Here is a 25,077-nt window from a genome sequence, read left to right on the forward strand (position 1 = left end):
CATCACCGCTACGGCAGTGGCCGGAGCGGGTTGGGCGCGCAGCCCTCATCGGAGTTCATGCAGCCGGTGGCGCAGCGGATGGGCGTAGGCGCCCAGCCGCTGGCTGTATTCCTTCAGCAGCGCGGGCACGAAGACCTTCATGAAGGCGGGCGGGATTGTTTTTCGGGCGCTGCGCGACATGGTGAAATAGAGCGTGCGCACCGCGCGCGCATTGGCGATGGGGCGCGCGCAGATCAGATTGTTTGTCGCCTCCTCGACCATTGCCCCATAGGGTATGATGCTGGTCGCGGCGCCCTGTTCCACCAGCTTCTTCACCGCCGATTGCGACTGCACCTCGAACGCCACCGTCACCTCGCGCGACAGGTAATCGGCGGTGTTATGGACGATCTGCCAGATGATATCGCGGCGGCTGAGCAGGGCGAGGTTCGGCACCAGCGCATCTTCAAAGGCAATCGGCTGCCAGTTGAGGTCCGGATCGGGCGCTGAGACGAAGAACAGGGTTTCTTCCAGCAGGGCATACCGATCCGCCTGCGGATTGTCTTCGATGTTGAAGGCGAATGCACAGTCGATCTCGTGGTTCTCCAGCGCGGAGACGAGCTTGAACGACAGACCTTCGACGAATTTGACCGAAGCGACATCGGAGATTTCCTCGGCCAGCTCGAAGACCCGTGGCCCGAGCAGCTCCATGACGCTGGGGGTCATCCCCAGGCTGATCAGCGGGCGGCGCCCGCTGCCGAGATCGCGCAGATCGCTGACCGTGTCATCCAGCATCGTCAGAATCTCGCGGGCGCGGCCGGCAAAGATTTCCCCCGCTTCGGTCAGGCTCACCCCCCGGGAATGCCGGTTGATCAAGGGCACGCCGAGTTCGTCTTCGAGGTTTTTGATCTGTAGCCCAAGTGCAGTCTGCGCGATATTCAGCGCATGCGCGGCATGGCTGAGATTGCCGGTTTCGGCGGTTTTAACAAAGTATTTCAACTGTTTGAGGTTCACCGCCGATCAGCCTCCTCCGCTCGATCCGCTCTGATCAACAAAAATCTTTGGTCAGAAGTATATATTCTATGTTGGACTGGATGTCTACACTGCTGCACGGTGCGCAGGATCGGGAGGCACGGATTGAACCGTGCGGGAAGATGAACGTTCGGGAGGCGGCCAGACCATGCGCAAGACCATCACATTCGGTTGCTGGGACTATGACCGGATGTTTCCGATTCTCGATGGTCGCGTGCAGCCGCAGGGGATTGACCTGAACTTTCTGAACATGCCGGTCGAGGAGACCTTCTTCCGGATGCTCAGGCACCAGGAATTCGACGTGTCGGAGCTGTCGCTCTCATCCTATGTCGTATCGCTCCACAAGCCGGAACGCCCGTTCATCGCAATCCCGGTGTTCCCGTCGCGCTTCTTCCGTCACAGCTCGATCTACGTGAATGCCGAGAGCGGCATCGAGAAGCCTGAGGATCTGGCCGGCAAGAAGGTTGGCTGCCCCGAATACCAGATGACCGCGCCGGTCTGGATCCGCGGCATCCTGAGCGACGATTTCGGGGTTCCGGTCAATTCGGTGACCTATTTCACAGGTGGCGAAGAAGAGCCCAATCGCGTCGAGAAGCTCAAGCTGGATCTGCCGGAGGATATCAGGGTCGTGCCCATCGGGCCGGACAAGACGCTGTCGCAGATGCTCTACGATGGCGAGATCGACGCACTCTACACCGCGCGCAAACCCAGCACCTATACCGGCCCGAACGGCAAGGTGCGGCGGCTGTTCGAGGATTTTCCGGCCGTTGAGAAAGCCTATTTCCAACGCACCGGCATCTTTCCGATCATGCACACCGTGGCGATCCGCCGGGCGGTCTACGAGGCCGATCCCTGGATCTGCCAGTCGCTTCTGAAGGCTTTTGACGAGGCCAAGGACATCACCGTGCAGAGCCTTTCGGAAACCGCCGCGCTGAAGACGATGCTGCCCTGGGCGGCGGCGCATTTCGAAGAGGCGCAGGCCGCGCTCGGCGAGGATTACTGGCCCTACGGCTTTGCCCCGAACCGCGACACGGTGGCGACGTTTCTGCGCTACTCGCACGAGCAGGGGCTCTCGCCAAGGCTGTTGGAACCGGAGGAAATCTTCGCGAAAGAAACGTTGGAGGCGTTCGTGATCTAGGCCAGTGGCCGCAATCGCCGGCCCGCGTTCAGGGCCGCATATCAAAACATCAGGGAGGAATAAAAATGTCAGTTATCAAGGTTTTAAAATCGCTCGCGGTGGTTGCCGCGGTCGCCGTTCCGGCCAGCGCGCAGGCGCAGTCGGTCGAGGAATTCTACGCAGGCAAAACCGTTAGCCTGTATATCGGCTACAGCGTCGGCGGAGGTTACGATACCTATGCCCGCGTGATTGCATCGCATCTGGGCAAGCACATCCCGGGCAATCCGACGATCGTGCCCACCAACATGCCCGGGGCCGGCAGCCTGCGCCTGGCCAACTGGCTCTACGAGGCCGCGCCGAAAGACGGCACCGCCATCGGCACGGTTGCCCGCGCCGCGCCGTTCGAGCCGCTGCTTGAGAATGAAGCGGCCAGCTTCAACGCCGCCGAGTTCAACTATATCGGCAATGCGAACACCGAATATTCGCTTTGCGCCGCCAATGCCGATGCGGGGATCGCCAATATCGACGACCTGCGCAGCAAGGAGCTGCTGGTCGGCGGCACCGGCGCGGCGTCGGACCCCAACAAACAGGCCAATATCGCCAATGCCGCGCTCGGCACCAACATGACGATCATCGACGGATATCCCGGCGGCAACGACATTACGCTGGCGATGGAGCGCGGCGAGGTCATGGGCCGTTGCGGCTGGTCCTGGTCGACGATCAAGGCCACCAAATGGGATATGATCGAACAGGGGCAGGTGAACCTGCTGCTGCAATTCGCAAACACCCCCCATCCCGATCTTGCGGATGTGCCGCTTGTGGCCGAGCTTGCGGATACCGACGAGCAACGGGCGATGCTGAACTTCATCGTGGCGCCGCAGGAGATGGGGCGGCCCTATATCGCCCCGCCGGGCGTGCCGCAGGACCGCGTGGATGCGTTGCGTCAGGCTTTCATGGATACGATGGCGGATCCGGAATTCCTGGCCGCGGCAACGGAGGCCGGTCTTGAAATCACGCCCTCCAGCGGCGAGACGTTGCAGGAGATCGTCGCCTCGGTCTTCGCCACCGATCCCGCGATCATCGCCAAGGTGATCGAGGCAACCAACTGATGCAGGATGGCGGCCGGCCCTACGCCGGCCGCTACCGCGACCGAAACCGGTCTTCCGGCATCCGCCGGTGAGGAGTGAACATGGGCCTCAAGAACATTCTGGTTCCCTATAACGGCACCACTTCCGCAAACCGGGCGCTTGCCCAGGCTTTGAGCATTGCCGAAGAGCGGGGCGCCCACGTGACCGGGTGCTTCCCCTATGAGGCGTTCGACTCCCTCGGCGTCTTCGATCTTCCCATGAGCCGACCGCTCAAGGAGGATTTCCGCAAGATCGCCAAACGCATGGAAACCGAGGCGCGCAAGGCGGTCGAGGAGAGGTTTCGCGAGGCGACCAGCGCCTGCGCCGCCCCCGACCGGCTGCACTGCCTCGACATCACCGGCGATACGGATATCGCGATCACCAAGGCCGCGCGGCATTTCGATCTGACGGTGATCAGCCCGGCCGATCCGGAAGACGACCCGGATGCGCGGCAGGTCCATCCCGACGTGATCGCGCTGCGCAGCGGCAAGCCGGTGCTGATCGTGCCGAAGGGCAAGCCGACCGGCGCCATCGGCCGCCGTGTGGTGCTGGCCTGGGACGGCAAGCGCGCCGCCGCGCGCGCCGTCGGCGAAGTGTTGCAGATGTTCGGCCCGATCGGCGCGGCCTTCGTGCTCCGGGTTGGCGCGCCCGACGAGGCGGCGGATTTCTGGAGCGGGCAGCTCTGCGATCATCTGGCCCGCCACGACACGCCGGCAACCTTTCTGCGCCGCGACGAGAGCGGCTCCATTGCCGCAACGATCCTCGATGTCTGCAACGAGGTCGGGGCCGATCTGCTGGTCATGGGCGCCTACGAGCATTCCAAGTTCGGCGAGGATCTGCTGGGCGGCACGACGAATGATATCCTCGCCGGCCTGAGCATTCCGGTCTTCATGGCGCATTGAACGCGGCCCGGCCCGCCGGTCTGGCGGACAGGGCAGGGCCAAACGGCGGTTCGCGCCGGCGTCGGAAAGTATAACGAAATTCACCCCTCCCGGCACTGGGCCGGGCGACAGAAGAAGGGCTCGCAAGACAATGGTCGAAAGCCTCATCGACGCATTTTTCCTGGTGATCCAGTTTGAACGTCTGATCTATCTGGCCGCCGGGGTGATGCTTGGGCTGATGCTCGGCATCCTGCCCGGTGTTGGCGGGGTCGCGGGGATGGCGCTTTTGCTGCCCTTCACCTTCGGCATGGACCCGATTGCCGCCTTCGCCTTCATGCTCGGCCTGTCCGCCGTCGCCGCGACCTCGGACACGATCCCGGCGGTGCTGTTCGGCGTGCCCGGCACGCAGGCGTCGCAGGCGACGGTCATCGACGGCCACGCGATGGCGCGCAAGGGCGAGGCCGGGCGTGCGCTCTCCGCCGCCTATGTCTCGTCGGTGATTGGCGGGCTTTTCGGGGCCTTTCTGCTGGCGCTGGCGATCCCGGTGCTGCGTCCGATCATGCTTTATATCGGCTCGCCGGAATTGCTCGCCGCCTCGATCTTCGGCATCTCGATGGTCGCCGTTCTCGCCGGCAGTTCGCCGTTGCGAGGGCTGGGCATCGCCGGTTTCGGCATCATGCTGTCGATGATCGGCAGCGACCCGCAGGGCGGCGATCTGCGCTGGACGATGGGCACGGTCTATCTCTACGACGGGCTGCCGCTGCTGCCGATCGCGCTGGGCCTGTTCGCCCTGCCGGAGCTGGCCGACCTCGCCATCCGCCGCGTCGCCATCGCCAGCAAGACCAAACATGAAGTGCGTGAAGGCATGCTTCAGGGCGCGCGCGACGCTTTGCGCAACTGGTGGCTGATCCTGCGTTGCGGCGGCATCGGCGCGGCCCTCGGGGCCATGCCCGGTCTCGGATCGTCGGTTATCGACTGGTTCGCCTATGGCTACGCCGCGCGCAGCGTGAAGGGCGCGCGCGACAGTTTCGGCACCGGCGACGTGCGCGGCGTGATCGCGCCGGAAAGCGCGAACAACGCCAGCACGAGCGGCGCGCTGGTGCCCACCATCGCCTTCGGGGTTCCCGGCAGCGCCAGCATGGCGATCCTGCTGGGCGCCTTCCTGATCCACGGGCTCCAGCCCGGACCGGCGATGCTGACAACCAATCTCGCAATAACCTATTCGATGGTCTGGAGCGTGGCGATTGCCAACATCCTCGGCGCCGGAATCTGCTTTGCCCTGAGCGGCCAGATGGCCAGGATCGCCACCCTGCGTTACACGCTGATCATGCCGATGATCCTGAGCATCGTCTATCTGGGCGCGTTTCAGGGCAACCGCGACTGGGGCGATCTTTTTGCCCTGCTCGCCTTCGGGGTGCTCGGCTGGGTGATGAAAAGCCTGCACTGGCCGCGGCCGCCGCTGATCCTGGGCTTTGTGCTCGGCGCGATCATCGAGCGTTACCTGTTCATCTCCATCGCCCGCTATTCCTGGGAATGGCTGCTGCGCCCCGCCGTTATCGTGCTCTTGCTCCTGGCTGTGGTGATGGTTCTGCGTCCTTTCATTGGCGAGATCATCGAACGCCGCCGGACGGGTGAAAAGGGCCTGCCGTTCCACGCGCCGGTGCTGCATGTGACTGATCTGTTCACCCTGCTGCTGATCGCCGGGGTCGGCTGGATGGTGGTCGAGGCCACCGGGTTTGCCGACAAGGCGCGGCTGGCGCCGCTTTCCGTCGGTTTCGCCTCGCTGGCCTTTCTGGTCGTCAGCTTCACCAACCAGATCCTGCGCCGGCCCGGGCGTGGGGCGGCCATCGGCGTCGGCGGCGGGAAGGCGCGCAAGGAGGTGCATCTCGATCTGGTCGAGGATTACCGCGGCCTTCCGGTCGGCAAGATCGTGCTGCGGGCCGGGGTGTTTTTCGGCTGGATGCTCGTCTTCATGGCGTCGATGGCGCTGATCGGGCTGATCCCGACCGTGTTCTTCTTCATCGTTGCCTATATGCGGCTGGAAAACCGCGAACCGTGGAAGCTGGTGCTGCCGATCGCGCTGGGCACGACGCTATTCATTTACGTGGTGTTCGACGTCTTCCTGACCATCCCCTGGCCCGCCACGTTGCTGGGCAGGCTGGTGCCGGCGCTTCAGGTATTGCCCTCGATCTGACGAGGGCCGGACGGAGACAAGCAGGAGGGGCGCCGATGCGCCCCTCTTTGCGTCTGGTCAGCCGTATTGTTCCAGATTGTCGAGCAGCTTCGACAACATCTTGCGCAAAGCCGTTTTCTGGGTTTCCCGAAAGCCGTGCAGGGCGATCTCATTGACCTCCAGCGCAAGCGGCACGAGTTCCGCCTCAAGCGCGCGGCCGCGCCCGGTCAGCCCGATATAAACGGTTTTCTGATCCCCCGGCTTCTTCGTGCGGGTGACGTAGCCGCGCTGTTCCATCGCCTGAACGGCGGTGACGGTGGCGGGCTTTGCAACCCCGGCGCGCTGGCTGAGCGCGGTCACGCTCAGCTCTTCCGCCTGCCAGAGCACGCGCAGGATCGTCCAGTGCCCATAGGCCACATCGCGGGCTGCGAGCCGGTCCTGCAACGCGCGCGCTGTCGCCTTGCTGGCTTGTTTGAGCAGATGCGCAACGCGATCGACTTCCGGGTCGTGTGACATCCGGCCCTCCTCGTAAACTGTCTGGCCGTTTCATTGTGGCCGAACCCTTTATTGGTATCCAGTTAACAAATTTAGAGATCAGAATGCTAATAAAAATTGAGCCGTATCGCAAAAATTCCATTGATCGACGCGCCGCAATATTGTTAATCACTTAACAATAACGCAGGTGCCGACTCGATCAGTCAGAGGCACATAGCAAACCGGCGACATCCGGGGGCAGGGCCCCGGCGCGCCATGATAGCCAGGAGGAGGCGACACATGCTCACCCAGGAACAGAACGATATGCTGACCCGCGTCGGCCCGGGCACACCCGCCGGCGAATTGATGCGGCGCTATTGGCAGCCGATTGCCGCGATGGAAGACCTGAAGGACAAATGGTCGATCCCGGTGCGCTTGCTTGGCGAGGATCTGGTGCTGTTTCGCAACCGCCAGGGGCGCCTCGGCCTGCTCGACCGCCACTGCCCGCACCGCCGCGCCTCGCTGGTCAACGGCATCCCCACCGACGAGGGGATCCGCTGCCCCTATCACGGCTGGGCCTTCGGCAACGATGGCCAGTGCCTCGAACAGCCCAACGAGCCCGAAGGCTCTTCGTTCTGCCAGAAGATCAAGACCAAGGCCTACAAGGTCGAAGAGCTGGGCGGGATGATCTGGGCCTATATGGGGCCGGACCCGGCGCCGCTGCTGCCGCGCGTCGATGGCTTCGTCGAGCCCGGCACCGTCCGGATGATGGGCCGCACCGTGATCCCGATCAACTGGTTGCAGGCGATGGAGAACTCGCTCGATCCGGTCCATACCGAATGGCTGCACGGCCATCTCTATGAATTCGTGAAAGAGCAGGAAAACGTGAAGGTGGCGATCAGCGCCCCGCACGCCAAGATCGCCTTCAAGGAATTCGAATACGGCATCACCAAACACCGTCTTCTGGTCGGCCAGTCCGAGGATTCGGACGATTGGCAGGTCGGCCACCCGATCATGTTCCCCAACACCCTGTCGGTGGGCAATGGCGACGAAAACTCGCGCTACTACGCCTTCCAGATCCGCGTGCCGGTGGACGACACCCATACGCTGCATATCTGGTACACCGCCTATGTGCCGCCGGCGGATGCCAACGTGCCGGCGCATCTGACCGACAGGCTGCACACCTATGAGGTGCCGATCTACGACGAAAACGGCGATTACATCGTCGACAACGTCGACGGGCAGGACATGATGGCCTGGATCTCCCAGGGCGCCATCGCCGACCGCACCATCGAGAATCTCGGCTCCACCGACCAGGGCATCGCCGCCTATCGCCGGATGCTGCGCCGCGAGATCAAGAAGGTCGAGGCCGGGGAAGACCCGATGTGCGTGTTCCGCGATGCCGTTCAGAACGAGCGGATCGACCTGCCCAACGAGAAGAAGAAGCACCACAACAGCGACGGCATGAAAAGCTGGCTGATGCGCACGCATATGCGCTACTCGCCGATCCTTGACGATCTGGTCGAGCTTTACGAGCCCAGCACGCCGTCGCCGCTGGCGACCAAGGCCGGCTGATCCCGGCTCGCCGGGCGGCTTCCTCCTCGGTGCGGCGCTCGCCTCCGGTCAGCCCTTGTGGCGGTCCGGAGGTCGGGCGCCGGCCTTCAACGGAAAGAACCTGCCATGACACGTTTGGGCGTCATCGGATTGGGCGCGGCGGCGCAGGCGTTTCTGACGCCGCTGCGCCGGCACCCGGATTTCACAATCGTCGCGGCCTGCGATCCCCGTGCCGAGGCGCGCGCGGAGTTTGCCGCGGCCTTCGATGTGCCGGTGTTCGACACCGTCGATGATCTGCTGCGGGCAGGGCTGTGCGAGGCGGTCTATATCGGCACGCCGACCGAGCTGCACCGCGATCACGCCATGGCGGCGCTGGAAGCCGGCCAGCATGTGCTGCTGGAAAAGCCGATGTGCATCCGCGCCGAAGACGGGATCGCCCTCGCGCAAGCCGCCGAGGCGCGCGGGCTGGCGCTGGTCGTGGGCCATTCGCACAGCCACGATCTGCCGATCCGCAAGATGCGCGAGATCATCCGGTCGGGCCGCCTCGGGGCGGTGCGGATGGTCAATACCTGGTGCTACACCGATTGGGTCTACCGCCCCCGGCGGCCCGATGAGCTGCGGCCCGAGCTGGGCGGCGGCGTCACCTATCGCCAGGGCGCCCATCAATTCGACATCCTGCGCAGCCTCTGCGGCGAGCGCGTTGTCTCGGTCACCGGCCATGCCTTCGACTTCGATCCGGCCCGGCCCACAATCGGCGCGCACAGCGCCACGCTCACTTTTGCCAACGGGGCCATCGGCACGGCGGTCTATAACGGCTATGGCCATTTTGCGACTTCGGAGCTGACCGGACAGGTGGGCGAATGGGGCTACCCGGCCACGGTGAAACCGCGCGCCGCACAGGCCGCCGCCTCGCCCGAAGAGGAACTGAAACGCAAACGCGAGCGCGCGAAATCGGCCATCGGCAACGACGCGCCGCACCAGCCGCATTTCGGGCTTACGCTGGTGAGCTGCGAGAAGGGCGACATCCGGCAATCGCCGGACGGGTTGCTGATCTACACCGCGGAAGGCTGCGAGACGCTGCCGCTCGACAACAGCCGGTCGCCGCGCGAGCTGGTGCTCGACGAGTTCGCGGCGGCAATCGGCGGCGAGCCGCCGCTGCATGACGGCTATTGGGGCGCGTCGATCGTGTCGGTCTGCGATGCGGTGCTCGACTCCGCCCGGTCCGGCAAGCCCGTTGCGATCCCGCAGAGCTGAACGACAAACAGGAGCGCGAACATGACACTCACCGCCACGTTGAACGATCAGGCCACTACCGCCAGCGTAACCGTGACCCAGGACGAACAAAGCACCGCCATCTCCTGCGATGCCGCCGAGCTTGACCGGATGATCGCCGATCTGGTGGCCGTGCGCGCCGCGATGCAGCCCGCCAAACAGGTTGCGCTGACCGCCGGCGAGACCCCGGTTTACGACTGCGACAACCTTCTGTGGGACACGCTGCCCGATCCGTCGCGGCGCGGTGTCGTGCTGGCGATGTATCACAGCGGGCTTGGCTGGGTGACGATGCGCCTGTCGCGCGCCCAGATCGAAGACCTGATCACCGGTATCGAGTTTTCGCTGGCCGATCTGGCCCGGATGCCGGGCTTCCAGAACCAGCGGCCGGCAACCGCCGACAACGAAGAATGAGCCCAACCGGTCCCGCAAGGCGCGGGTCCGGCATGCCGAAACTCATCACATCATTCGGGCCCCGACGCGGAGTGCGGCGCCCGGACCCAACAGGGAGCGCGACATGGATTATCCGGAACTGAGAGAGAAGCTTGTGCAGGCGGGGAAGGTGCTCTGCGCCAACGGTCAGGACGATCTGACCCGGGGCCACGTCTCGGCACGGCTGCCGGACAATCCCGGGCTGTTTTTGATGAAGCCGCATTCGGTGGGCCTCGACGAGCTGACCCCGGATTGCCTGCTGACCATCGACCTCGATGGCAACGTGGTCGCGGGCAAGGGGCGCCGTCACAGCGAGGCGTTCATTCATACCGAGATCTACCGCGCGCGCCCCGATGTGCACGCGATGCTGCACACCCACCCGACCTATTGCGTGGCGCTGACCGCCAGCGGCGAGCCGCTGCGCCCGGTCAGCCAGCCCGCGGCGCTGTTCCACCAGCGGCTCGGGCTTTATGAAGACACGATCAACCTGATCCGCACCCCCGAGATGGGCCGGGGCGTGGCCGTGGCACTGGCGGCGAACCGCGCGGTGCTGCTCAAGCATCACGGCATCGTCTGCACCGGCGCCTCGGTGGAAGAGGCGGTGATCGGCGCGATCATGCTGGAGAATGCGGCGATGATCCAGCTCGTCGCCGATGCGTCCGGCAGCCGGGCCGACCCGTTCCCCGACGGTGATATCGAAAAGCTCCGCGATGCGCTCGGCAAGCAGGAGCAGTTCACCATCAACTTCGACTACCTGGTCCGGCGCCTGCGCTGAGGCAGCGTTGTGCCGATGCCAGAAGACAAGGAGAGCCCTGGTATGGAGATGTTCCAACTGAAAGTGACCGCCATCCGCGAAGTTGCGGCGGGCATCCACGAATACACGCTGTCCGATCCCGAGGGCGGCGATCTGCCCGCCTTCACGCCGGGCGCGCATATCCATGTTGCGGTGCCGTCGGGCGGGACGCGGCAATATTCCTTGCTGAACGACCCGGCCGAGCGGTCGGCCTACCGGATCGCGATCAAGCTCGAAGCCGAGGGCAAGGGCGGCTCGACAAGCTTCATCGCCGCCACCGCCGCCGGCGACAGCGTCGAGGTCTCGGCGCCGGTCAACGATTTCGAGCTGCGCGGCGATGGCGAGCGGATCGTGCTCATCGCCGGCGGCATCGGCATCACCCCGATCCTCAGCATGGCGCAGTACCTGCTCCGGACCGCCGCCAAACCGTTCGAGATGATCTATCTGACCCGCGAACCGGGGCAGACCGCCTATCTGGATGAGGTCGTCAACGGCCCGCTGGCCCCGCATGTGACCCTGCACCACGACATGGGCGATCCCGCCAATTCGCTGGACCTTGCAGCCCTTCTGGCCGAACAGAACGGCGCGGTGCTCTATTGCTGCGGGCCGACCGGGCTGCTCCATGCCGTCCGCGCCGCCAGCCAGCACTGGGAGCGCGGCAGCGTCCGCTTCGAGGATTTCGGCACCACGCCCGCCGCCCCGGCGGAAGACGAAGACGGGTTCCAGGTCCGGCTCGAAGGGGGCGACCAGAGCTATTGGGTGCCCGAAGACAAGTCGATCCTCGACGTTCTGAACGAGGCGGGGCTGGACATGCCAAGCTCCTGCGAGTCGGGCACCTGCGGCACCTGCCGTATGCGATTGGTCGAGGGCGAAGCCGACCACCGCGATCTCGTGCTGTTCGACGACGAGATGGACGACAGCATCATCATCTGTTGCTCCCGCGCCAAGAGCCGCGAGATCACCATCGGCTTTCCGGCGTGAGCGTGCGGGCCGGCGGTTCCCGCCGCAGCGGCGGGTGTGGTGCGACATGGGGCGGCCATGCGGGCGCGGATTGATGTCAACCTCGTCCTGACGACGGGCTTCACCCTGGTGATCGGGATGTGCGGGGTCGCTCTGGCGACCCTTGCGCATGTTCCGTTGCCATGGATGCTCGGGCCGCTATTCGCGACGGCGGCGGTCAACCTGTCGGGGCTGCATCCCTTTGGCCTGCGTATCGGCATGCCGAGGATCACCAATCGTATCTTTATTCCGGTCATTGCGATCTCGATCAGCTCCGGCGTCACGCCGAGCTTCCTGATCAGCCTGCTGTCGTGGTGGCCGAGCCTCGTCGCCATGATCCCCTTCGTGGTGGTTCTTCAGATGGCGAACTACATGACCTTCCGGCTGATCGCGCGCTACGACCGGGCAACCGCCTTCTTCTCCGCCAGCCCCGGCGGCGTGGCGGAATCGGTTCTGCTGGGCGAGGGCAACGGGGGCAATCCCGGCAAGATCGTCTTGCAGCATTCCTCGCGGGTCACGCTGGCGATCATCGTCCTGCCGTTCCTGCTGACGGCGATATTGCACAGCAGCTACGACCGCTCCGGCGCTCTGGCCACGGGCGGCGGCGCGCCGTTCAGTCTCTGGCAGGCCGCGCTTCTCACCGCCGCCGCCGCGCTCGGCGCCGCTGTCGCGCTGCGCTTTCGCCTGCCCGCAAGCCCGATGATCGGACCGCTGGTGCTGGGGTCGATCCTCTTCGGCACGGGGATCACCACAATGACGGTGCCGCCGTCGCTGCTTCACCTCGCCCAGCTCGCCATCGGCACGATGCTGGGCTGCCGCTTCCGCGAAGAAAACCGGCGCGACCTGCTGGGCAGCATGCCCTCGGCAGTGGCAGCCTTCGCGGTTTCGGCGGCGATCGCCGCAACCTGCGCGCTGGCCATCTCGGCCACCGGCATCGCGCCGGCATCTTTGCTGTTTCTGTCATTCGCGCCCGGCGGGCTGTCCGAGATGAGCCTGGTGGCAATCTCGCTCGGCGCCGACCCGGTCTTCGTCGCGGCGCATCATCTGGCGCGCATCATCGCGACCGTGTTCCTGTCGCCCTGGATTTTTTCCCTGATGGACCGAAAGAAGAGCCGGGAGCCGTGAGATGATCGGCTTGCGCCGCCGGTCCCATTAACCAGCCTGGCGAAAGCGGGGCCGGGGCGCCGCAACCAGCATCACCGATCACCGGCACCGCACGGACGAGGTGCCGTGTTGCGGCATGCCCTCGGGTAAGTCCCAATCATTTCCGCAACTTCCCGCACCAGCGGGGTTTCTCAATGATTTCACGTGGTGAAATCTCGCGGTTTCCCGTCTGTTTTTTTCCTGCTTCCCTGTTTCTACTTTTCCCGACCGATGGCGGCAGCCTCAGCACCACAAGGCGTGGGCCTCAAATGCGCGGGGGCGTCCCGGCCATCGGAACCAGGGAGGATAATCTATGAATAGCACTGGAAAACCCGAGTTTTCGGGACTGGATCGGCGTGGCTTTCTGGCCGGCGCGGCCACCTTGGCGGCGGTGACGGCCCTGCCGCTGCGCGCGCAGGGCGATACCACCTTGCGGATTGGCTTCATCTCGCCGCGCTCGGGGCCGCTGGCAGCCTTCGGGCAGGGCGACGACTTCGTGATCGCACAGGTCCGGGCCGCGGTTGCCGGGGGGATCGAGATCGCTGGCACCACCTATACGGTCGAGATCATCGACCGCGATACCCAGTCCGATCCGTCGCGCGCGGCGCAGCTTGCCAACGATCTCATCAACAACGAGGGGGTGGACCTGATGCTCGCCTCCTCGACGCCGGAGACCATCAACCCGGTGGCCGACAGCTGCGAGGCGGCGGGTGTGCCCTGTCTTTCGACGGTGATGCCGTGGGAGGCCTGGTATTTCGGCCGTGGCGCCAAGCCGGACGAGCCCAGCCCGTTCAAATGGTCCTACCATTTCGGCTTCGGTGTGGGCGAGTTCGCCAAGGCCTATATCACCCAGTGGAACCTGATCGAGACCAACCGCAAGGTCGGCGTGCTCTACCCGAACGATGCCGACGGCAACGCGGTGCGCGCCATGCTGGCGCCGCAACTTGCCGATGCCGGTTTCGAGATCGTCGATCCCGGCGCGTTCGAAAACCTCACCGTGGATTATTCGGCCCAGATCCGCGCCTTCAAGGAGGCCGGGGTGGAGATCATCAACTCCTTCGCCCTGCCGCCCGATTTCGCTGCCTTCTGGCGTCAGGCCGCACAACAGGGCCTGCTGAAAGACATCAAGATCGGCCAGGTCGCCAAGACCGGGCTGTTCCCCTCCGATATCGAGGCGATGGGCTCGCTCGGGCCGGGTCTTTCGTCTGCTGCGTACTGGCACCGCGACATGCCCTACAGCTCGCCGGTGACGGGCCAGAGCGCTGAGGCGCTGGCAGCGGGTTACGAGGCCGAGACCGGCACCCAATGGGTGCAGTCGCTCGGGGCCTCCACCGCGCTGTTCGATGTCGGCATCGCGGCGCTGACCGCCTCGGCTGCGCCGAAGGACAAGGCGGCGGTTGCGGCGGCGATTGCCGGGCTCAGGACCGACACTATCGGCGGTGTGGTCGACTTCACCGCCGGCCCGGTGCCGAATGTGGCCCATGGCCCGCTCGTCGGCACGCAATGGGTCGAGGGAACGGGCGCATGGCCGATCGACTACGTGGTGACCGAAAACACCACCGACCCGAACCTGCCGGTCGTCGGCACGCTGCACGCCTACAACGAATGACCGACGCAGCAGAACATCAGGCGATCGGGGCGGCGCGGGCCGCCCCGATCCTCTCGGCGCGGAACCTGGGTAAATCTTTTGGCGCGCTGCGGGCGATGTCGGAGGTCACCCTCGATCTGGCGCCGGGCGAGGCGGTGGGCATCGTCGGCCCGAACGGCGCGGGCAAGTCAACCTTGCTGGCGGCGCTGGCGGGCAGCTTCCTTCCGAGCGAAGGCACGATCACCTTCGACGGGCGCGACATCACCCGCGCGGGCGCGGCGGAGGTCTGCCATCTCGGCATCGCCAAAACGCATCAGATCCCCAAGCCCTTCGACGGGCTGACGGTGTTTGAAAATGTGCGCGTCGCGGCGGCCTTTGGCGGCGGCGGCGATCATGCCGCCGACGAGGTGGCCTATGACGCGCTGAAGCTGTGCCGGATGCTGCCACTGGCCAACCAGCGCGCCGAACGGCTCGGCCTGCTCGACCGCAAGCGGCTGGAAGTCGCCCGCGCGCTGGCGACCGGACCACGTGTGATCCTGCTCGACGAGGTCGGCGGCGGGCTGACCGATGCCGAGGCGGAAGAGCTTGTCGAGATCATCCGCGCCATCCGGGCGCGCGGTACGGCGATCATCTGGATCGAACATATCGTCCATGTCCTGCTGCAAGTGGCCGAACGGCTGATCTGCATGGATGCGGGCCGGGTGATCGCCGACGGCGATCCCGAGGCGGTGATGAAGGATCCGCAGGTGATGGAAGCCTATTTGGGGCACAGCGTGGAATGAGCCAGCTTGTCGTTGAAAACCTGACCGCCCGGCACGGCCTGCTGACGGCCGTGAAAGATGTATCGCTCCGACTCGACAAGGGCGAAATCCTCGCCATCGTCGGCGCCAACGGCGCGGGAAAATCCACCCTTCTGCGCGCCATTGCCGGCAGCCACGGGGCCTATGACGGGCATGTGATGCTCAATGGCGCGCCGCTCGACCATCTGAAATCGCACCAGCGGGTGCGGGCGGGGCTTGCGCTCGTGCCCGAGGGGCGGCGGCTGTTTGCCACGATGAGCGTGCAGGAAAACCTTGCCCTCGGCGCCCAGGTCGGACGTGCGGGCGCCTGGACGCCGGCGCGGGTGTTCGAGGTGTTCGACAATCTCGTCAAACGCCGCCACAGCCGCGCGCTCAACCTGTCGGGCGGCGAGCAACAGGCCACGGCCATCGGTCGGGCGCTTGTGACCAATCCCGATGTGATCCTGCTCGACGAGGTCTCGCTGGGCCTGTCGCCGGCGGTGGTCGACCGGGTCTATTCGATCATGCCGGCGCTGCGGGAAACGCATACATCCGTCGTCATCGTCGAGCAGGATCTCGGGCGGGCGATGGCGGTGGCGGATCGGGTGATCTGCATGCTGGAAGGGCGGATCGTGCTCGAAGGCCGGTCCGCCGATCTGACCCGTGAAGACATCATTGGCGCCTATTTCGGCCTGTCCGGCCAACAGGCGCAAAAGGAGCCGGTGGGATGATCGACGTCGTTGTTCAGGGTGTGCTGCTTGGCGGCTACTACGCCATCCTCGCGGCGGGCCTGGCCTTTCTCTATTCGGTGATGGGGCTGTTCAACCTCGCGCATGGCTCTTTCGCCGTGCTCGCGGCCTATTTCGTGGTGATGCTGTGCGACGCGCTGGGCCTCGATCCCTTCCTTGCCATCGCGCTGGTCGTGCTGGCGCTCGGCGTGATCGGCGTGGTGGTTGAGCGGCTGGTGTTCGAACCCTCGACGCGCGGCGGGCCGCTCCTGTCGGTGCTGGCGACCTTCGGGCTCTCGGTGGTGCTCGACAATGCGATGTTTCAGGTCTTCGGCGCCAATACCCGCTCGCTCGCGCCCTATATCGGCGATCTGAGCTGGGCGAGCTGGGAGCTGGGCGATCTCTATGTCGGCAAGCTCGCGGTGATCACGCTGGTCGCAGCAGTGGCCGTGCTGGGCGGGCTTCACCTGTTCCTTACCCATACGGGGCTGGGCCGGGCGATCCGGGCCACGGCGCAGGACGCCGATACCGCCGGTCTGGTGGGGATCGACCCGCGCCGGGCCCGCACCATCGCCGCCGCCATCGCCTTCATGACCATCGGTCTCGCCGGTGCCGCGCTCGGGATGCGGGCCACCTTCACGCCCTATAGCGGCACGCCGCAGCTGCTCTTTGCCTTTCAGGCGGCGGTGATCGGCGGGTCCAATTCGATCTGGGGCACGCTGATCGGTGGTATCGTCCTTGGCCTTTCCCAGACCATCGGCGCCGAGATTTCCACCCAGGGCTTCTTCATCGCCGGCAACCTCGTGTTCTTCGCGGTGCTGTTCGCCCGGCTCTACGGCGGGTCGCTGCGGCTGCCGGCGCTGATCCTCAAACGGAAGGTGTGAGCATGTCGCAACCATATGAAGTCGAACGCTGGAACACCCGTGCGCGGATCACCGTCTGGGCCTTCGTTCTGGGCTGCGCGGTGCTGGCGCTCGCGCCGCTCTGGGGCAGCCCGGCCTTCCTGTCGCGCTCGGTGGTGCTCTTCGTCTATGTGCTGCTCGCGGTAACGTGGAACGCCCTGGCGGGCTATGCCGGGTTGATGTCGGTCGGGCAGCAGGCGTTTTTCGGGCTTGGCGCCTATTTCACCATCCGCCTCTCCGATGGCGGCGTGCCGGTCTTTGCCGCGATGGCGGTTGCCGCCGGGGCGGTGGCGCTGGTTTCGGTGCCGATCAGCTATGTCATGCTGCGGCTGAAGGCGGGCGAGTTTGCCATCGGCATGTGGGTGCTCGCCTCGCTTCTGCACCTGCTGGTCAACCTCGATCCGCTGATCCAGGGCGAAACCGGCATCTCGCTGCTCGCGCTCAACGCCTTCGATCCGAAAACCCGGATGGTGGTGATCTATCTCTTCGGGCTGCTCTCGGCTGTCGGCGTGGTGGCGGGGATGCTGCTGCTGCTGCGCTCGCGCTTCGGTGCCGCGTTGCAGGCGATCCGCGACAGCGAAGAGGCCGCCGGCTCGATCGGCGTGCCGGTGTTCCGCACCAAGCAGCTCGTCTTCGTCTTCGCCGCGCTGGGTGCGGCTCTGGCCGGGGCGCTCTGGCTCGCCTCGACGGTCAGCTTCCAGCCCAAGACCTATTTCGGCATCCAGTGGATGGCCTATACCGTGTTCATGGTGATCGTCGGCGGGATCGGAACCTTCGAGGGCGCGCTGATCGGCGCGGTGATCTTCTTCGTGATAGAAACCCTGCTCGCCTCCTTCGGTCTGTGGTATCTGATACTTCTGGGCGGCACCGCGGTGTTTTTCGCGCTGGCCTTCCCGCAAGGGGTGTGGGGCTATGCCCGCAACCGTCACGGCTGGTTCCTGCTGCCCATCGGGCGCACATTGATCACTCGGGAGAAGACAACCGGAGCCGAATGAAAAACACCTCCGTCAAATCCATCCGCGCCCTGTCGCGTGGCCTTGAGGTTCTGCAACTGATCCAGGTGTCGGAGGCGATGACGCTGCACGATCTGCACCGGGTCTCGGGCATCCCCAAGGCTTCGCTGCTCAGGATTCTCAAGACGCTGATGGAAGAAGGGGTGATCTGGCAGCGGATCGTCGATGACGCTTACGTCGCCTCCTATTCGCTGTCGGAGCTTGCAAGCCGGATCGACCGCGAGACGCGGCTGGTCGAGATCGCGTCGCCGGTGCTCGAACGGCTGTCGGAAGAGGTCAAATGGCCCTCGATCCTCGCCGTGCCCCGGCTGACCCATCTGGAGGTGAAGGAAACCAACGCGCCCCGGGCCTATTTCCACCACATCCCGCTTGGGCCGATCGGCTTTCAGATCAACTATCTGCGCTCGGCAACGGGGCGCGCCTACCTGGCCTATTGCGAACAGCCCAAGCGCGAGGCGATCCTCGACCGGCTGCGCCGGAGCGGCCGCAAGGGCGATGCGCTGGCGCATTCCGAGGAGGCGGTTGCCCGTATTCTCGACGAAACCAGGGCGCGGGGCTTCGGGCTGCGCGACCATGATTTCGGCGGCCATTTCGACGAGGGCCGCGCCGGGGTTGACGATGGCCGCGATTCGATTGGCGTGGCGATCCGGGTCGGGGCCTCGGTGCCCGGCGCGATCAATATCACATGGGCGAAACGGGCGCTGAACCGGGCCACCGCCGCGGAGACGCTCGCCGAGCGGACGATGGCGGCGGCACGCGAAATCGCCGAACGGCTGGCGGAGACGCCAAAGAATTTCACTGGGTGAAAACCAGCCGGGACGGTGATTGAGCGCCGGGCGGGGCGCCCCTACCGTCGATACTCGAACGATCAGGGCCGCGCTTCGGCAGGGTCGCATCAGGGAGGACATCATGAACAACGCCGTTTTCGGCTGCCGCCGGGCAGTCGCCGGATTTCTGCGCGCAGGTGGCCAGCCATGAGCAGCCTGACGCGGGCCGATCTCGAAGAGATCATGCATCTGCTGGATGCATCGAACTTCAACAGCCTGAAGCTTGAGATGGGCGAGCTCAAGCTGGAGCTGCGCCGCGCCGGTGCGGACGAACCTGCGCCCCCTGCCGCGAGCCCTGCGCCCACCGCTGCACCTGCGCCCGCCGCGCCTCCCGCCGCTGCACCGGCCCGCACCGGCACCGAGATTCCCGCGCCGCTGCTCGGCACCTTCTACCACGCGCCGAAGCCCGGCGCCGATCCCTTCGTCAAGGTCGGTGACCGCGTAACCGAGGACAGCGTGATCGGCATCATCGAGGTGATGAAGCTGATGAACTCGGTGGCGGCCGGGGTCAGCGGCACGGTGACCGAAATCACCGCCCCGAACGGCGCGCTTGTCGAGCATGGCCAATGCCTGATCCGCGTGGCGCAGGACTGAGCCATGTCGCGGATCAAGCGCATCTTCATTGCCAATCGTGGCGAGATCGCGGTGCGGATCATCCGCACGGCCCGCGCCCTCGGGATCGAGACCGTGCTCGGCGTGTCTGAGGCCGACCGTGACAGCCTTGGCGCCCAGCTTGCCACCCGCGCCATTTGCCTCGGACCGGCCCCGGCCCCGGAGAGCTATCTCAAGGTCGCAACGGTGATCGAGGCGGCGCTTGGCACGGGCTGCGACGCGATCCATCCCGGCTACGGCTTCCTGTCGGAAAACAAGGCGCTGGCCGAGGCCTGCGCCAAAGAGGGGCTGGTGTTTATCGGCCCGTCGCCGGAGAACCTCGACGCGGTGGGCGACAAGCTGACAGCGCGCAGCCATGCCGAGGCCGCGCAGGTGCCGCTGGTGCCCGGCGGCTCGGTCGAAACGGTGGCACAGGCCGAAGCCATTGCCGGCGATGTCGGCTTTCCGATGCTGATCAAGGCGGTGGCGGGCGGCGGCGGCAAGGGCATGAAGCGGGTCGACCGCGCCGAAGACCTTGCCTCCCAGATCGACATGGCGATGTCGGAAGCGCAGGCCGCATTCGGCGATGGCCGCATCTACATGGAACGCTTCGTGACCGTTGGCCGCCATGTCGAAGTGCAGATCATCTCCGACGGCGAAACGGTGCTGCATGCCGGCGAGCGCGATTGCTCGGTGCAGCGCCGCTATCAGAAAGTGGTCGAGGAAGCCCCGGCGCCCAACCTGCCGGAAGCGCTGCGCGACGGGTTGCGCGCCGCGGCGGTCGCCTATGCCCGCCATATCGGCTACCGCTCGCTCGGCACGGTGGAATTTCTCGTCGATGTCGAACGCGGCGCGTTCTACTTTCTCGAAATGAACGCCCGGGTGCAGGTGGAGCATCCGGTGACCGAGATGGTGACCGGGCTCGACCTGATCGCGCTGCAAATCTCGATCGCGCAGGGCGACAAGCTGACGATCGCGCAGGACGATATCCGCTTCACCGGCCATGCCGTCGAATGCCGGCTCAATGCCGAAGATCCGGCCCGCGATTTCATGCCCAGCCCGGGCCGGGTCACGCAGGCATGGTTCCCGTGGATGCCGGGCCTGCGGGTCGATACCCATATGCAGCCGGGCGCGATGATCCCGCCCTATTACGACTCGATGGTCGCCAAGCTGATCACCCATGGCAGCACCCGGGCCGAGGCGATTGCCAATATGGCCCGCGCGCTCGATGTCTGCGTGCTCGACGGGGTAACCACCAATGCCGGCCTGCACCGCGCGATCATGGCCGATCCCGGTTTCGCCGCCGGCGGGGTCGATACCGCCTATCTCGCCGGGCTGCTGCCCGGACTGGACAAGGAGAGCGCCGCATGAGCGATATCACCCTCATCGACACGACCCTGCGCGACGGCAACCAGTCAAACTGGGGAGCCACCGGGCTCGATACCGGCATGATGCTCCAGATCGCGCCGGTGATGGAGCGGATCGGGTTCGAGGCGATCGACTTCAGCACCTCGACCCATATGGCGGTGGCGGTGCGCTTCAAGAAGGAAGACCCGTGGGAGCGGCTGCGGCTGTTCCGCGAGGCGATGCCGACCACGCCCCTGTCGTTTCTCACCACCGGGATGCGCTTTATCTCGTGGGAGATCGCCAGCGACGAACTGATGGAATTCGCCTTCCGCCTGCTCGTCAATAACGGCATCCGCCGCTTTGCGGTGATGGACCCGATGAACAACGTCTCGGCGATGCTGCGGATGGCCGAGATCACCCGCAAGGCCGGGGGCGAGAGCATCGTCGCGGCGCTCACCTTCACCCTCTCGCCTTTGCATGACGATGCCCATTTCACCGAAGCGGCCAAAGCGCTGGCGGGGTCGGGCAGGTTCGACCGGCTTTATCTGAAGGATCCGGGCGGGCTGGTCACACCGGAACGCGCGCGCACGCTGATCCCGGCGCTGAAAGCGGTGATGGGCCCGGTCCCGCTCGAATTCCACTCGCATTGCACCATCGGGCTTGGCCCGTTCTCCTATCTGGAGGCCGCCGGCCTCGGGGCCGAGACGCTGCACACCGCGTCCAGCGCGGCGGCCAATGGCACCTCGCAGCCGGCGATGCGCCCGGTCATCGCCAATCTGCGCGACCTCGGCCATCGGGTCGATATCGACGACGAGGCGGTGGCCGAGATGGATGCCTATATCGCCGCGCTCGCGGCGGCGGAGGGGCTGACGCATGGCCAGCCCGGCGAGTTCGACCGTGCCTATTTCCGCCACCAGATGCCGGGTGGCATGATGGGCACGATGAAGCGCCAGCTTGCCGAGATCAAACAGCTCCACCGGCTGCCGGAGGTGCTGGAGGAGGTCGAGCATGTGCGCGCCGATCTGGGCTATCCGATCATGGTCACGCCGTTCAGCCAGGTGGTTGGCACCCAGGCGCTGATGAACGTGATTTCGGGCGAACGTTACAAGACCATCCCCGACGAGGTAACGCGCTATGTGCTGGGCCGTTTCGGCGCGCCGGCAATGCCGCTCGACGGCGCGCTGGAAGACCGGGTGAAATCGTCAAAACGCGCCAGGGAGCTCGACGAGGAGCCGCATATGGCCTCGCTCGATGAACTGCGGGCGAAAATCGGCAAGCACTATTCCGACGAGGAATTCCTGCTGCGCGCGGTGATGCCGGCCGATCAGGTTGACGCGATGAAGGCCGCCGGGCCGGCGCGGCGCGACTATAATGCCGGATCGCGTCCGGTGATGGCGCTGATCCGCGAACTGACGGCGCGCAAGGATCTGAGCGCCGCGCGGATCGAGAAGCCGGGCTTTTCGCTCGAACTGGGAGGCGGCCGATGACACCTGACACGCCGATCCGTGCCGCCGTCTTCGATATCGACGGCACGCTTGCGATGATGGACAAGGCGAGCGGCACGTTCACCGCCTTGCCCGGCGCGGTGGCGGCCCTCGCGGCCTGCCGCGCGGCGGGGATGGCCGTGGCGGCCTATACCAACGGCACGTTCTTTCCGCCCGAGCATTATTATCCGCGGCTGGCGGCGGCGGGGCTCGACTTCGAGCCGGGTCACATCCTCACGCCCGCTTCGGTGGCGGCGCATCACCTCACGCGCATGGGCATGAAGCGGGTGATGGTGTTCGGCGACGAAGGCACCGCCGTGCCGCTGCGCGATGCGGGGATCGAGGTGCTGGCCCCGGAACCGGCCGACGGGCCGGTGGATGCGGTGCTCTGCGGCTGGACCCGGCACGTGGACGTGCCCAAGATCGAGGCCGTCTGCAACGCGGTCTGGGACGGGGCGAAGCCTTTCACCACCTCCTCGGCGCCGTTCTTCGCCGGCGCGAATGGCCGCCTTCTGGGCATTTCCGGCGCGCTGGCCGCGATGATCCACAACGTGACCGGCCAGGAGGTCGGGCTGTTTGGCAAGCCGTCGCCGCTGGGCCTTGAGATGATCGTGGCGCTGACCGGGGTTTCGGTGGACGCGATCATGGTGATCGGCGACGATCCCGAACTGGAACTGCGCATGGCGCGCGAGGCCGGGGCCTTTGCCATCGGCGTGACCACCGGCCTGCACGACAGGGCCGCCTTCAATGCCATCGAACCGGCGGCGCGGGCGCATGTGGTGCTGGAGGGGCTGATCGGTTTTGCCGACCAGCCGTGGTTTGAGACGCGGGAAGGAGCGACGTGATGGTGGCGGAAGGCGATCTGATCTGGGAGGCGGATGCGGCGCGCAGGAGCGCGGCCAATCTGACCGCATTCCTCGCCTGGCTGGCGGAGCGGGGCCGGCCCTTCGAGGGGTATGACGATCTCTGGCAATGGTCGGTCGACGATCTCGAAGGTTTCTGGGCGGCAATCTGGGACTATTTCGAGCTGATCTCCGAGGGCGAGCGCGAGGCGGTGATGACCGCCGAGCCGATGCCGCGCACCCGCTGGTTCACCGGCACGCGGCTGAACTATGCCGAGCATGTGCTGCGGCACGAGTTTTCCGGCGATCCGGACCGGGTGATGCTGCGCCACTCCTCCGAGTTGAGAGAGATGGCGAGCATGAGCTGGGCCGAAACGGGCGCTGCGGTGCGCCGGCTCGCCACCCGGCTGCGGGCGATGGGGATCGGCAAGGGCGACCGGGTGGTCGCCTATATGCCAAACCTGCCGGAAACGGTGATCGCCATGCTCGCCACCACCGCGATCGGCGCGGTCTGGTCCTCCGCCGCGCCGGAATTCGGCGCCCAGACGGTGATCGACCGGTTCAGCCAGATCGAGCCCAAGCTGATCTTCGCCTGCAACGGCTACCGCTATGGCGGCAAGGATTACGACCGGATCGGCGACCTCGCGCAGATCGTTGCGGCGCTGCCGACCGCCGGGCATCTGGTGATGTTCGACTATCTGCCCGGCGCGGGAACCGAGGTGCCCTTCGCCGGTGAAACGCTGGGCTGGGAGGATATGCTGGCGGGCGCGGATGTGGCGCCCGAGGCGTTCGCCTATGAGCGCGTGGCGTCCGACCATCCGCTTTGGGTGCTGTTCTCGTCCGGCACCACCGGGCTGCCCAAGCCTATCGTCCATGGCCACCACGGCATCGTGCTGGAACACTACAAATCCGCCGCCTTCCATTTCGAGCTGAAGAAGGGCGATGCGCTGTTCTTCTATTCCACCACCGGCTGGATGGTCTGGAACACGCTGATGTGGGCGCCGATGATGAACGGCGAGGCGGTGCTCTACGATGGCCACCCGGCCTATCCCGATGCGCGCCTGCTCTGGCAGATCGCCGATGCGGCGGGGGCCACGGTGCTCGGGGTGAACCCGACCTTCCTGCAAATCGTGCGCAATCAGGGGATCGTGCCGAAAGACGAGCTGCGGTTCGAGCGGCTGGATTCGGTGATGCTGGTCGGCTCGCCCGCCACGCCCGAGGTCTTCGCCTGGGTGCTTGAGGCGGTGAAGGCGAATGCCTGGCCGACCTCGCAATCGGGCGGCACCGAGTTCTGCTCGGGCATCCTGGCGGGATCGCCGCTGCTGCCCGCCCGCGCCGGCGAGATCCAGGCCCGTGGTCTTGGCACCGATGCGCAAGCCTTCGACGAGGCCGGCAATCCGGTGATCGGCGAGGTGGGCGAATTGGTGATCCGCAAGCCGATGCCCTCCATGCCGCTCTTCTTCTGGGGCGATGCAGACTTCGCCCGTTACACATCGAGCTATTTCGAGGACTTCCCCGGCGTCTGGGCGCATGGCGATCGTGTGCGGTTCACCGATCATGGCGGCGCGCTGGTGCTGGGCCGTTCCGATGCCACGCTCAACCGCTTCGGGGTGCGGATCGGGTCGGCCGAGATCTACCGCACGGTGGAAACCATCGACGGCATTGCCGACAGCCTGATCATCTGCGTCGAGGATGGCGCGGGCGGCTATTACATGCCGCTCTTCGTCGAGCTTGCCGAGGGCGTGGCGCTCGATGAGGCGATGGTGGGCGAGATCAGGCGGCGGCTGCGCAGCGAGCGCAGCCCGCGCCACGTGCCCGACGAGATCGTCGCCGCGCCGGCCATTCCACACACCCTGACCGGCAAGAAGATGGAAGTGCCCGTACGCAAGATGTTTCTCGGCGCGCCGATGGAACAGGTGGCGGGCAAGGGGGCGACGAAGAACCCCGAGGCGCTGGAATGGTTCGCGGCCCGCGCGGCCGGTTGGGCCGGTTGAGATATCCGGGAG

At 65.7% G+C, this 25,077-nt stretch carries 23 protein-coding genes; 21 read left to right on the forward strand and 2 right to left on the reverse strand.

What is annotated here, in order from left to right:
* Positions 1-45 precede the first annotated feature (45 nt).
* Positions 46-990: a LysR family transcriptional regulator gene (locus QMG28_RS20065; protein WP_281844004.1), complete on the reverse strand. Its 945-nt coding sequence runs from the start codon at positions 988-990 to the stop codon at positions 46-48.
* Between the two features lie 166 nt (positions 991-1,156).
* Between QMG28_RS20065 and QMG28_RS20070 the strand changes: the two genes are divergently transcribed.
* The 4 genes from QMG28_RS20070 to QMG28_RS20085 all read left to right on the forward strand — a co-directional run bounded on the left by QMG28_RS20070 (position 1,157) and on the right by QMG28_RS20085 (position 6,327).
* Positions 1,157-2,146, forward strand: a complete 990-nt coding sequence (locus QMG28_RS20070) for a hypothetical protein (RefSeq protein ID WP_281844005.1) — start codon at positions 1,157-1,159, stop codon at positions 2,144-2,146.
* A gap of 65 nt (positions 2,147-2,211) precedes the next feature.
* A complete protein-coding gene (locus QMG28_RS20075) occupies positions 2,212-3,234 on the forward strand; it encodes a Bug family tripartite tricarboxylate transporter substrate binding protein (RefSeq protein ID WP_281844006.1) in 1,023 nt (340 codons plus the stop codon).
* A gap of 80 nt (positions 3,235-3,314) precedes the next feature.
* Positions 3,315-4,154: a universal stress protein gene (locus tag QMG28_RS20080; RefSeq protein ID WP_281844007.1), complete on the forward strand. Its 840-nt coding sequence runs from the start codon at positions 3,315-3,317 to the stop codon at positions 4,152-4,154.
* A 130-nt stretch (positions 4,155-4,284) separates the two neighbouring features.
* Positions 4,285-6,327, forward strand: a complete 2,043-nt coding sequence (locus QMG28_RS20085) for a tripartite tricarboxylate transporter permease (RefSeq protein ID WP_281844008.1) — start codon at positions 4,285-4,287, stop codon at positions 6,325-6,327.
* Between the two features lie 57 nt (positions 6,328-6,384).
* Here the strand turns inward: QMG28_RS20085 and QMG28_RS20090 are convergent, their stop codons facing one another.
* Positions 6,385-6,822 (reverse strand): MarR family winged helix-turn-helix transcriptional regulator, encoded by a 438-nt coding sequence (locus tag QMG28_RS20090; protein WP_281844009.1) that lies wholly within the window; start codon positions 6,820-6,822, stop codon positions 6,385-6,387.
* A 258-nt stretch (positions 6,823-7,080) separates the two neighbouring features.
* Between QMG28_RS20090 and QMG28_RS20095 the strand changes: the two genes are divergently transcribed.
* The 17 genes from QMG28_RS20095 (at position 7,081) to QMG28_RS20175 (ending at position 25,065) form a co-directional block, all read left to right on the forward strand.
* Entirely contained in the window at positions 7,081-8,355 is a 1,275-nt protein-coding gene (locus tag QMG28_RS20095) for a Rieske 2Fe-2S domain-containing protein (RefSeq protein WP_281844010.1), read from the forward strand.
* A gap of 105 nt (positions 8,356-8,460) precedes the next feature.
* Entirely contained in the window at positions 8,461-9,588 is a 1,128-nt protein-coding gene (locus QMG28_RS20100; protein WP_281844011.1) for a Gfo/Idh/MocA family oxidoreductase, read from the forward strand.
* Between the two features lie 21 nt (positions 9,589-9,609).
* A complete protein-coding gene (locus QMG28_RS20105) occupies positions 9,610-10,017 on the forward strand; it encodes a hypothetical protein (protein ID WP_281844012.1) in 408 nt (135 codons plus the stop codon).
* 103 nt (positions 10,018-10,120) lie between these two features.
* Complete coding sequence (locus QMG28_RS20110; RefSeq protein WP_281844013.1) at positions 10,121-10,810, forward strand: class II aldolase/adducin family protein; 690 nt, start codon at positions 10,121-10,123, stop codon at positions 10,808-10,810.
* Between the two features lie 42 nt (positions 10,811-10,852).
* Positions 10,853-11,809, forward strand: a complete 957-nt coding sequence (locus QMG28_RS20115) for a PDR/VanB family oxidoreductase (protein ID WP_281844014.1) — start codon at positions 10,853-10,855, stop codon at positions 11,807-11,809.
* A 57-nt stretch (positions 11,810-11,866) separates the two neighbouring features.
* On the forward strand, positions 11,867-12,952 hold the full coding sequence (locus tag QMG28_RS20120; RefSeq protein WP_281844015.1) for an AbrB family transcriptional regulator: 1,086 nt from the start codon (positions 11,867-11,869) through the stop codon (positions 12,950-12,952).
* Positions 12,953-13,283: 331 nt separating this feature from the next.
* Positions 13,284-14,579: an ABC transporter substrate-binding protein gene (locus QMG28_RS20125; RefSeq protein ID WP_281844016.1), complete on the forward strand. Its 1,296-nt coding sequence runs from the start codon at positions 13,284-13,286 to the stop codon at positions 14,577-14,579.
* Complete coding sequence (locus QMG28_RS20130) at positions 14,576-15,340, forward strand: ABC transporter ATP-binding protein (RefSeq protein WP_281844017.1); 765 nt, start codon at positions 14,576-14,578, stop codon at positions 15,338-15,340. The genes QMG28_RS20125 and QMG28_RS20130 overlap by 4 nt, the downstream gene beginning before the upstream one ends.
* Positions 15,337-16,068: an ABC transporter ATP-binding protein gene (locus QMG28_RS20135; RefSeq protein ID WP_281844018.1), complete on the forward strand. Its 732-nt coding sequence runs from the start codon at positions 15,337-15,339 to the stop codon at positions 16,066-16,068. Before QMG28_RS20130 ends, QMG28_RS20135 begins: the two co-directional genes overlap by 4 nt.
* Positions 16,065-16,949, forward strand: a complete 885-nt coding sequence (locus tag QMG28_RS20140) for a branched-chain amino acid ABC transporter permease (RefSeq protein WP_281844019.1) — start codon at positions 16,065-16,067, stop codon at positions 16,947-16,949. Before QMG28_RS20135 ends, QMG28_RS20140 begins: the two co-directional genes overlap by 4 nt.
* Before the next feature lie 2 nt (positions 16,950-16,951).
* On the forward strand, positions 16,952-17,962 hold the full coding sequence (locus QMG28_RS20145; protein WP_281844020.1) for a branched-chain amino acid ABC transporter permease: 1,011 nt from the start codon (positions 16,952-16,954) through the stop codon (positions 17,960-17,962).
* Positions 17,959-18,786: a helix-turn-helix domain-containing protein gene (locus QMG28_RS20150; protein WP_281844021.1), complete on the forward strand. Its 828-nt coding sequence runs from the start codon at positions 17,959-17,961 to the stop codon at positions 18,784-18,786. The genes QMG28_RS20145 and QMG28_RS20150 overlap by 4 nt, the downstream gene beginning before the upstream one ends.
* A gap of 168 nt (positions 18,787-18,954) precedes the next feature.
* On the forward strand, positions 18,955-19,401 hold the full coding sequence (locus tag QMG28_RS20155; protein ID WP_281844022.1) for an acetyl-CoA carboxylase biotin carboxyl carrier protein: 447 nt from the start codon (positions 18,955-18,957) through the stop codon (positions 19,399-19,401).
* A gap of 3 nt (positions 19,402-19,404) precedes the next feature.
* On the forward strand, positions 19,405-20,769 hold the full coding sequence (locus tag QMG28_RS20160; protein WP_281844023.1) for an acetyl-CoA carboxylase biotin carboxylase subunit: 1,365 nt from the start codon (positions 19,405-19,407) through the stop codon (positions 20,767-20,769).
* Positions 20,766-22,232, forward strand: a complete 1,467-nt coding sequence (locus QMG28_RS20165) for a carboxylase (protein WP_281844024.1) — start codon at positions 20,766-20,768, stop codon at positions 22,230-22,232. The genes QMG28_RS20160 and QMG28_RS20165 overlap by 4 nt, the downstream gene beginning before the upstream one ends.
* The gene (locus tag QMG28_RS20170) at positions 22,229-23,074 is read left to right on the forward strand and encodes an HAD-IIA family hydrolase (protein ID WP_281844025.1); all 846 of its coding nucleotides are present in this window, start codon (positions 22,229-22,231) and stop codon (positions 23,072-23,074) included. The genes QMG28_RS20165 and QMG28_RS20170 overlap by 4 nt, the downstream gene beginning before the upstream one ends.
* Positions 23,074-25,065, forward strand: a complete 1,992-nt coding sequence (locus tag QMG28_RS20175; protein WP_281844026.1) for an acetoacetate--CoA ligase — start codon at positions 23,074-23,076, stop codon at positions 25,063-25,065. The genes QMG28_RS20170 and QMG28_RS20175 overlap by 1 nt, the downstream gene beginning before the upstream one ends.
* Positions 25,066-25,077 lie beyond the last annotated feature (12 nt).

The sequence above is a fragment of the Sinisalibacter aestuarii genome, from assembly GCF_027923545.1.
Taxonomy (GTDB): Bacteria; Pseudomonadota; Alphaproteobacteria; order Rhodobacterales; family Rhodobacteraceae; genus Sinisalibacter; species Sinisalibacter aestuarii.

Excerpts from the sequence above, each read along its gene's own strand:
- QMG28_RS20070 (WP_281844005.1), top strand. The coding sequence starts at position 1,157 with ATGCGCAAGACCATCACATTCGGTTGCTGGGACTATGACCGGATGTTT.
- QMG28_RS20155 (WP_281844022.1), top strand. The coding sequence starts at position 18,955 with ATGAGCAGCCTGACGCGGGCCGATCTCGAAGAGATCATGCATCTGCTG.
- QMG28_RS20135 (WP_281844018.1), top strand. The coding sequence starts at position 15,337 with ATGAGCCAGCTTGTCGTTGAAAACCTGACCGCCCGGCACGGCCTGCTG.
- QMG28_RS20160 (WP_281844023.1), top strand. The coding sequence starts at position 19,405 with ATGTCGCGGATCAAGCGCATCTTCATTGCCAATCGTGGCGAGATCGCG.
- QMG28_RS20125 (WP_281844016.1), top strand. The coding sequence starts at position 13,284 with ATGAATAGCACTGGAAAACCCGAGTTTTCGGGACTGGATCGGCGTGGC.
- QMG28_RS20150 (WP_281844021.1), top strand. The coding sequence starts at position 17,959 with ATGAAAAACACCTCCGTCAAATCCATCCGCGCCCTGTCGCGTGGCCTT.
- QMG28_RS20110 (WP_281844013.1), top strand. The coding sequence starts at position 10,121 with ATGGATTATCCGGAACTGAGAGAGAAGCTTGTGCAGGCGGGGAAGGTG.
- QMG28_RS20165 (WP_281844024.1), top strand. The coding sequence starts at position 20,766 with ATGAGCGATATCACCCTCATCGACACGACCCTGCGCGACGGCAACCAG.
- QMG28_RS20075 (WP_281844006.1), top strand. The coding sequence starts at position 2,212 with ATGTCAGTTATCAAGGTTTTAAAATCGCTCGCGGTGGTTGCCGCGGTC.
- QMG28_RS20105 (WP_281844012.1), top strand. The coding sequence starts at position 9,610 with ATGACACTCACCGCCACGTTGAACGATCAGGCCACTACCGCCAGCGTA.
- QMG28_RS20175 (WP_281844026.1), top strand. The coding sequence starts at position 23,074 with ATGGTGGCGGAAGGCGATCTGATCTGGGAGGCGGATGCGGCGCGCAGG.
- QMG28_RS20170 (WP_281844025.1), top strand. The coding sequence starts at position 22,229 with ATGACACCTGACACGCCGATCCGTGCCGCCGTCTTCGATATCGACGGC.
- QMG28_RS20080 (WP_281844007.1), top strand. The coding sequence starts at position 3,315 with ATGGGCCTCAAGAACATTCTGGTTCCCTATAACGGCACCACTTCCGCA.
- QMG28_RS20115 (WP_281844014.1), top strand. The coding sequence starts at position 10,853 with ATGGAGATGTTCCAACTGAAAGTGACCGCCATCCGCGAAGTTGCGGCG.
- QMG28_RS20090 (WP_281844009.1), bottom strand. The coding sequence starts at position 6,822 with ATGTCACACGACCCGGAAGTCGATCGCGTTGCGCATCTGCTCAAACAA.
- QMG28_RS20120 (WP_281844015.1), top strand. The coding sequence starts at position 11,867 with ATGCGGGCGCGGATTGATGTCAACCTCGTCCTGACGACGGGCTTCACC.
- QMG28_RS20095 (WP_281844010.1), top strand. The coding sequence starts at position 7,081 with ATGCTCACCCAGGAACAGAACGATATGCTGACCCGCGTCGGCCCGGGC.
- QMG28_RS20145 (WP_281844020.1), top strand. The coding sequence starts at position 16,952 with ATGTCGCAACCATATGAAGTCGAACGCTGGAACACCCGTGCGCGGATC.
- QMG28_RS20140 (WP_281844019.1), top strand. The coding sequence starts at position 16,065 with ATGATCGACGTCGTTGTTCAGGGTGTGCTGCTTGGCGGCTACTACGCC.
- QMG28_RS20100 (WP_281844011.1), top strand. The coding sequence starts at position 8,461 with ATGACACGTTTGGGCGTCATCGGATTGGGCGCGGCGGCGCAGGCGTTT.
- QMG28_RS20130 (WP_281844017.1), top strand. The coding sequence starts at position 14,576 with ATGACCGACGCAGCAGAACATCAGGCGATCGGGGCGGCGCGGGCCGCC.
- QMG28_RS20085 (WP_281844008.1), top strand. The coding sequence starts at position 4,285 with ATGGTCGAAAGCCTCATCGACGCATTTTTCCTGGTGATCCAGTTTGAA.